6 protein-coding genes are annotated in these 6,112 nt (G+C 65.1%); all 6 read right to left on the bottom strand.

Annotated features, from left to right (window positions below; genetic code table 11):
• Nucleotides 1–1,279, bottom strand: a 1,279-nt coding sequence (locus AB3X89_RS11410; RefSeq protein WP_368583352.1) for a cache domain-containing protein, incomplete at its 3' end; no start/stop codon positions are given.
• A gap of 45 nt (nucleotides 1,280–1,324) precedes the next feature.
• A complete protein-coding gene (locus AB3X89_RS11405) occupies nucleotides 1,325–2,605 on the bottom strand; it encodes a dicarboxylate/amino acid:cation symporter (RefSeq protein ID WP_368583351.1) in 1,281 nt (426 codons plus the stop codon).
• Nucleotides 2,606–2,979: 374 nt separating this feature from the next.
• On the bottom strand, nucleotides 2,980–3,732 hold the full coding sequence (gene ugpQ / locus AB3X89_RS11400; RefSeq protein ID WP_368583350.1) for a glycerophosphodiester phosphodiesterase: 753 nt from the start codon (nucleotides 3,730–3,732) through the stop codon (nucleotides 2,980–2,982).
• Nucleotides 3,733–3,843: 111 nt separating this feature from the next.
• Entirely contained in the window at nucleotides 3,844–4,851 is a 1,008-nt protein-coding gene (gene lipA / locus AB3X89_RS11395) for a lipoyl synthase (protein WP_368583349.1), read from the bottom strand.
• 13 nt (nucleotides 4,852–4,864) lie between these two features.
• Nucleotides 4,865–5,590: a lipoyl(octanoyl) transferase LipB gene (lipB, locus tag AB3X89_RS11390; protein ID WP_368583348.1), complete on the bottom strand. Its 726-nt coding sequence runs from the start codon at nucleotides 5,588–5,590 to the stop codon at nucleotides 4,865–4,867.
• Nucleotides 5,591–5,710: 120 nt separating this feature from the next.
• Nucleotides 5,711–6,037 carry a DUF2917 domain-containing protein gene (locus tag AB3X89_RS11385; RefSeq protein WP_013088248.1) on the bottom strand — a complete coding sequence of 109 codons (327 nt, stop codon included), beginning with the start codon at nucleotides 6,035–6,037 and terminating at the stop codon, nucleotides 5,711–5,713.
• Nucleotides 6,038–6,112: the final 75 nt, after the last annotated feature.

The raw sequence follows: 6,112 nt of genomic DNA, 5'->3' as shown, positions 1-6,112 counted from the left end.
CGAGCTTGCTCGCCTGGATCAGTTCGTCGTGGGCGGCGCGCAGCTCCTGCTCGGCGCGGGTGCGCTCGGCGACTTCCTTGTGCAACTGCTGGTTCGCCTCGGACAGATCCGCGGTGCGCTCGGCGACGCGCTGGTTCAGCTCCGCATACGCCTTCTGCAGCAGCGCGCGGCTGCGCATCACTTCGCGCACACGCGCGCGCCGCATGCGCCAGTAGAACGCGAGCAGCACCAGCGACACATAGCCGAAGCCGGTGACGATGGTCGCCTTGAGCGCGTCGGCATCGACGGGATCGACCGGCGACATCGTGATCAGATGCCAGTCCGGCTCGCCCATCGCGTGCCGCGACGCGAGGTAGCGCGGCGCCAGGCGCCCGCCGCCGATGCGCAGGATCTGCGCATTGCCTTCGAGCATGCGCTCGACCGTCACCGGCAGCGGCTCGAGCGGCTGCTGCGCGTACTGGCGCGCCTGGTAGATCGAATCGGCGATCCGGCCGGGCAGCGGCCGGATCGTGTGGTACTTCCATGCCGGCACCGACGACAGGAAGATCACGCCATGATCGTCGGTGACCACGAGCGGCTCGGACACGTCGACACCCTGAAACCATTCGAGATCGAGCTTGACGACCGCGACACCGACGATCTTGCCGTCGCGCCGCACCGGTTGCGAGATGTAGTAGCCGGGCGCCTGCGAAATCGTGCCGATGCCGAAGAAGCGGCCGACGCCGCCATTCATCGCATCGACGAAATACGGCCGGAACTGATAGCCCGCGCCGACGAAGCTGCCCGGGCCGCGCCAGTTGCTGGCGGCGACGCAGTAGCCGTCGAGCGAAATGATGTAGGTGACCGTCGCGCGCGCGTGGCGGTTCAGGTCTTCGAGATAGAGGTTCGCGCGCTTGACGTTGGCGGGAGTCGGATCGATCAGCACGTCCTGCACGATTGGATGCTCGGCGAGCAGGTAAGGCAGCGATTCGTAACGCTCGAGCGTGCTCCTGAGCGCACTCGCGGTGCGCTCGGCGCGCACGGCGGCGTTGCGCCGCAGCGTGTCGATACCGCTTTTCCACGCAAGGCTGTAGGTGAGCCAGCATGCCGCCGCGAGCCCGGCTGCGAGCGCGAAGAGAATCAGCAGGCGGCGGGTCACGTTGGCAAAGTCCGATCGATGGGCATCGGACATTGTGGCATAGGGCGGCAAGGGATCGCCGCCAGAGGTAAGCGTCGCAAGCTCCGGGAACACCGGAGCGACGACAGACGCCTCGGAAGGATGCGCGGACGCCGGTTTCATGCTTAGGCGTCCGCGCTGGTCACGACAGGGTTGGCGAGGCGCGGCTCAAACGCCGGCCGGCTCTTTGACCGCCACATCGCCGCGCAGCACCTTGTTCAGCCTGCTGTGATCGAGCTCTTTTTCCCAGGCCGACACGACGACCGTCGCAACGCCGTTGCCGACGATGTTCGTCAGCGCGCGGCACTCGCTCATGAAGCGGTCGATGCCGAGGATCAGCACCATGCCCGACAGCGGAATCGTCGGCACCACGGCCAGCGTCGCCGCGAGCGTGATGAAGCCCGCGCCGGTCACGCCGCTCGCGCCCTTCGAGGTCAGCATCGTCACCGCGAGCAGCGTCAGCTGCTGGCCCCACGAGAGGTCGGTGTTGGTCGCCTGGGCGATGAACAGCACCGCCATCGTCATGTAGATGTTGGTGCCGTCGAGGTTGAACGAGTAGCCGGTCGGCACCACGAGGCCCACCACCGAGCGGGAGCAGCCGAGATTTTCGAGCTTCTGCATCAGTTGCGGCAGCGCGGCTTCGGACGAGCTCGTGCCGAGCACGATCAGCATCTCTTCCTTGATGTACGCGACGAAACGCAGGATGTTGAAGCCCACCATGCGTGCGATCGCGCCGAGCACGACCACCACGAACACGATCGAGGTCAGATAGAACGTGCCGATCAGCTTGAGCATCGGCAGCAGCGAGCCGATGCCGTACTTGCCAATGGTGAAGGCCATCGCGCCGAATGCGCCGATCGGGGCGAGCTTGGTGATGATGCGCACCATGCCGAACAGGATGTGCGAGAGCCCTTCGATGAAGTTCGTGACGGGCTTGCCCTTCTCACCGGCCGTCGCGAGCACGGCGCCGAACAGCAGCGCGATCAGCAGGATCTGCAGGATCTCACCCTGGGCGAACGCCGACGACAGCGTGTCCGGAATCAGGTGCATGAAAAAGTCGACGGTCGACTGGCCGTGCGCCTTCGCGGCATACGACGCGACCGCGCGGCTATCGAGCGAGGCCGGGTCGACGTTGAAGCCGGCGCCGGGTCGCAGCAGGTGCGTGGCGGCGAGGCCGAGCACCAGAGCGAACGTCGAGACGATTTCGAAGTACAACAGCGCCTTGCCGCCGACGCGTCCGACCTTCTTCATATCTTCCATGCCGGCGATGCCCGTCACGACCGTACAGAAGATGATCGGTCCGATCACCATCTTGATCAGCTTGATGAAGCCGTCGCCGAGAGGCTTCATGTCGGTGGCGAGATTCGGGTAGAAATGTCCGAGTACGATGCCGATGATGATCGCCACGATCACCTGGACGTACAGCACTTTATGGATAGGTTTCTTCACGATGGTTCCTGCGAGGGATATGAGCGAATGACTTGCCGCGACGCGCGACACGCAAACGAAACATCGTCACGTGCGCGCACGATAGCGGGCCGCTGCAAAGACGACGAATTCAGAAATACCGGGAAGGGAAATCGGACATCGTTGTCTCCTTGCTTTTTTGTCGGGCCGTGGCGGCCACGCGTTTTAAATTGCAAGCTCGATGCCAGTTTGATTTCAGACTGAGAGCCTTGATTTTTATGGGTTTTTTTGGCAAGGCGCGGCGCGCGCCGTCCGGGATTCCGGAAATCCGGACGAGTGCTGTCGGGGAATCCGGAATCGTGGGCGCGCGCGGTTGCGGGAAAACCCGCAGGGGTTTGAAGCTCGCGAGCGCGACTTCAGCTCAACAGATCGATCCGGTCGGTGCAAATCATGTCTACGCCCCATTCTTCCAGCACCCGCGCGCGCGCCGGATCGTTCACCGTGTAGGCGAGCACGCGCAGCCCGGCCGCGCGGATCTGCGCGACCAGCGGCTCGCTCAGATAACGGTGACTTGCGTGCAGCGATACGCAGTCGAGCTCACGCACGATGCTCAGCCAGTCCGCCGGCACCTGCTCGAACAGCATGCCGCGCGGCAGCGACGGCGCGGCCGCGCGCGCGGCGGCGAGCGCGTCGAACGAAAACGACGACAGGAGCGGCGGCGTCCGCCCTTGCCAAAGCTCGAGCGCGCCTTGCGCGACCAGCGTGCCGGTGATGACTTCGCGGCCCGGACACGGCTTGATCTCGATGTTCGCGGCGATGCCGTCGCGCGCGCAACGCCCGGCCGCGTCGGCCAGCGTCGGCAGCCGCGTGCCGGCGAACTCGGCGCCGCGCCACGCGCCGGCATCCAGAGCGGCAAGTTGCTGCCACGTGTGCATGGCAGCAGGCCCGTGGCCGTTGGTCGTGCGATCGAGCGTGTCGTCGTGCAGCAGGAACAGTGCGTTGTCGGCGGACAGCTTCGCGTCGAATTCGACCATGCGATAGCCGTAGCGCACGCAGGCGTCGAAACCGGCCAGCGTATTTTCCGGCGCGAGCGTGCCGCCGCAGCGGTGCGCGATCAGCCGCGGATAAGGCCATTGTGCGGAGGTGCCGCGATCGATCCCAGTTGCCACGTGTCGTTTCCTTACTGATAGATGAACGGTTCAAAAAAAAGCCCGCACATCGGCGGGCTTTTTCGTTTTTGCGGGTGTGAAGCGACGCAACAGCGGCGAGGCGCCAGCGCGTCAGACGACGCCGGCTCCATGCGCCTGCACGTCGGCGTGATAGCTCGAACGAACCATCGCACCCACCGCGGCGTGCGTGAAGCCCATCTTGTACGCCTCTTCCTCGTACATCTTGAAGGTGTCCGGATGCACGTAAGCGCGCACCGGCAGATGGTGCTCCGACGGCTGCAGATACTGGCCGATCGTCAGCATGTCGACGTCGTGATCACGCAGATCACGCATCACCTGCAGGATTTCCTCTTCGGTTTCGCCGAGGCCGACCATCAGGCCGGACTTGGTCGCGACGTGCGGATGCAGCGCCTTGAAGTCCTTCAGCAGCTTCAGCGAATGCGCGTAGTCCGAACCCGGACGCGCTTCCTTGTACAGACGCGGCACCGTTTCGAGGTTGTGATTCATCACGTCGGGCGGCGCCGCGTTCAGGATGCCGAGCGCGCGGTCGAGCCGGCCGCGAAAGTCCGGCGTCAGAATCTCGATGCGCGTTTCCGGCGACAGCTCGCGCGTCTGACGAATACATTCGACGAAGTGCGCCGCACCGCCGTCGCGCAGATCGTCACGGTCGACGCTGGTGATCACCACGTACTTCAGCTTCAGCGCGGCGATGGTGCGCGCGAGGTTGGCCGGTTCGTCGGCGTCGAGCGGATCGGGACGGCCGTGGCCCACGTCGCAGAACGGGCAGCGGCGTGTGCACTTGTCGCCCATGATCATGAAGGTCGCGGTGCCCTTGCCGAAACATTCGCCGATGTTCGGGCAGCTCGCCTCTTCACACACCGTGTGAAGATTGTGCTCGCGCAGGATCTGTTTGATCTCGTAGAAGCGCGAGTTGCCGGTGGCCGCCTTCACGCGGATCCAGTCCGGTTTCTTCAGCTTTTCGATCGGGACGACCTTGATCGGGATGCGCGCGGTCTTGGCATGCGCTTTCTGCTTCGCGGTAGCGTCGTAGGCGGCGGGGGCCGGCACGCCTTCGGGCGCGGGAGTGGCTGCTGCGGAATTCGCGGTTACGTCAGTCATTCGTTCGATCCAGTCAGGCGGTGAGCGCACCGGCCTGCGGTTGGGCGACGGCCGCGGGATTGCCGTCGAGGTTTGCGGTGAGACTTGCTGCGAGGGTACGGGCCACGTCGTCCCAGCCGGCGGCGACGCCGAGCGTCGCCATGTCGACTGTTTCGAGCCCCGCGTAGCCGCATGGATTGATCGCGAGAAACGGCTGCAGGTCCATGTTCACGTTCAGACTCACGCCGTGATAGCTGCAACCGTTGCGGATTTTCAGGCCAAGCGCCGCGATCTTGGCGCCCGCATGCGGCCCGGCCTCGGGCCCGGGCGCCACGTAGATGCCGGGGGCGCCCGCCTTGCGTTCTCCGGCGAGATTATACGCCGCCAGGGTGTCGATCACGGCCTGCTCGATCCGCGTGACCAGCTCGCGCACCATCAGCTTGCGCCGGCGTAGGTCGAGCAGCAGATACGCGACCACCTGGCCGGGCCCGTGATAGGTGATCTGCCCGCCTCGGTCGACCTTGACGAGCGGAATGCTGCTGTCGGCCGCAAGCAGGTGTGCCGGATCGCCGGCCTGGCCGAGCGTGAAGACGGGATGATGTTCGACGAGCCAGATTTCGTCGGGTGTTTCGGCGGTGCGCGCTTCGGTGAACGCGCGCATTGCGTCGAAACTGACTTGGTAGGGTTCGCGGCCGAGCCAGCGCACCGTGGGCGGCTCGATGGCTGCTAGAGGAGACGGAGAAACCGGGGTGGCGCACATGATCCCGGGAGTTTACCGAAATCTCGGAAACCGCGCCCGAGGGGACGGGGAACTCGACACAGCGGGGCCGGCGTGCCGCCAGCCCCATCGCAAGTCACGGCGCAGCCGCCGCATCCACGCTCAAACGGTGCGCCAGCCGCCGCGTACGCGCATCATCCAGCGCTCGCCGATGCGCGCGAACCAGTTCAGCGCGCGCTTGTCGCAGCGGGTCGGCACCGAGAACGTGACCTTCGCGAACGTGGCGCCTTCGGCGCTGAGCCAGAGCCGCTCGCCGCGCCGCAGATGCAGTGTCTGGCCGGGCTGCAGCCAGTAGTCTTTGGTGTCGTCGCTGCGCGTGACCCACACCGCGCCGCCGCGCACGGTCAGCTTCGTGCTGCGCGCGACCTTCAGCGGCAGCGTGTCGCCAGTGCGGATTTCATATGCAATGCTAGAGGAAATTTCTCGCATGAGGCCCTCGCCAAAAATGGTTTCCTGACTAGAATCCTAGGTGCAGCAAGGACTTGGGCAAAACGATCAATTTTC

It is taken from the genome of Paraburkholderia sp. BR14320 (assembly GCF_040948665.1).
GTDB classification, from domain to species: Bacteria; Pseudomonadota; Gammaproteobacteria; order Burkholderiales; family Burkholderiaceae; genus Paraburkholderia; species Paraburkholderia youngii.
This window is presented reverse-complemented; position numbering and strand designations above follow the sequence as displayed.

Excerpts from the sequence above, each read along its gene's own strand:
- lipB (WP_368583348.1), bottom strand. The coding sequence starts at position 5,590 with ATGTGCGCCACCCCGGTTTCTCCGTCTCCTCTAGCAGCCATCGAGCCG.
- AB3X89_RS11385 (WP_013088248.1), bottom strand. The coding sequence starts at position 6,037 with ATGCGAGAAATTTCCTCTAGCATTGCATATGAAATCCGCACTGGCGAC.
- lipA (WP_368583349.1), bottom strand. The coding sequence starts at position 4,851 with ATGACTGACGTAACCGCGAATTCCGCAGCAGCCACTCCCGCGCCCGAA.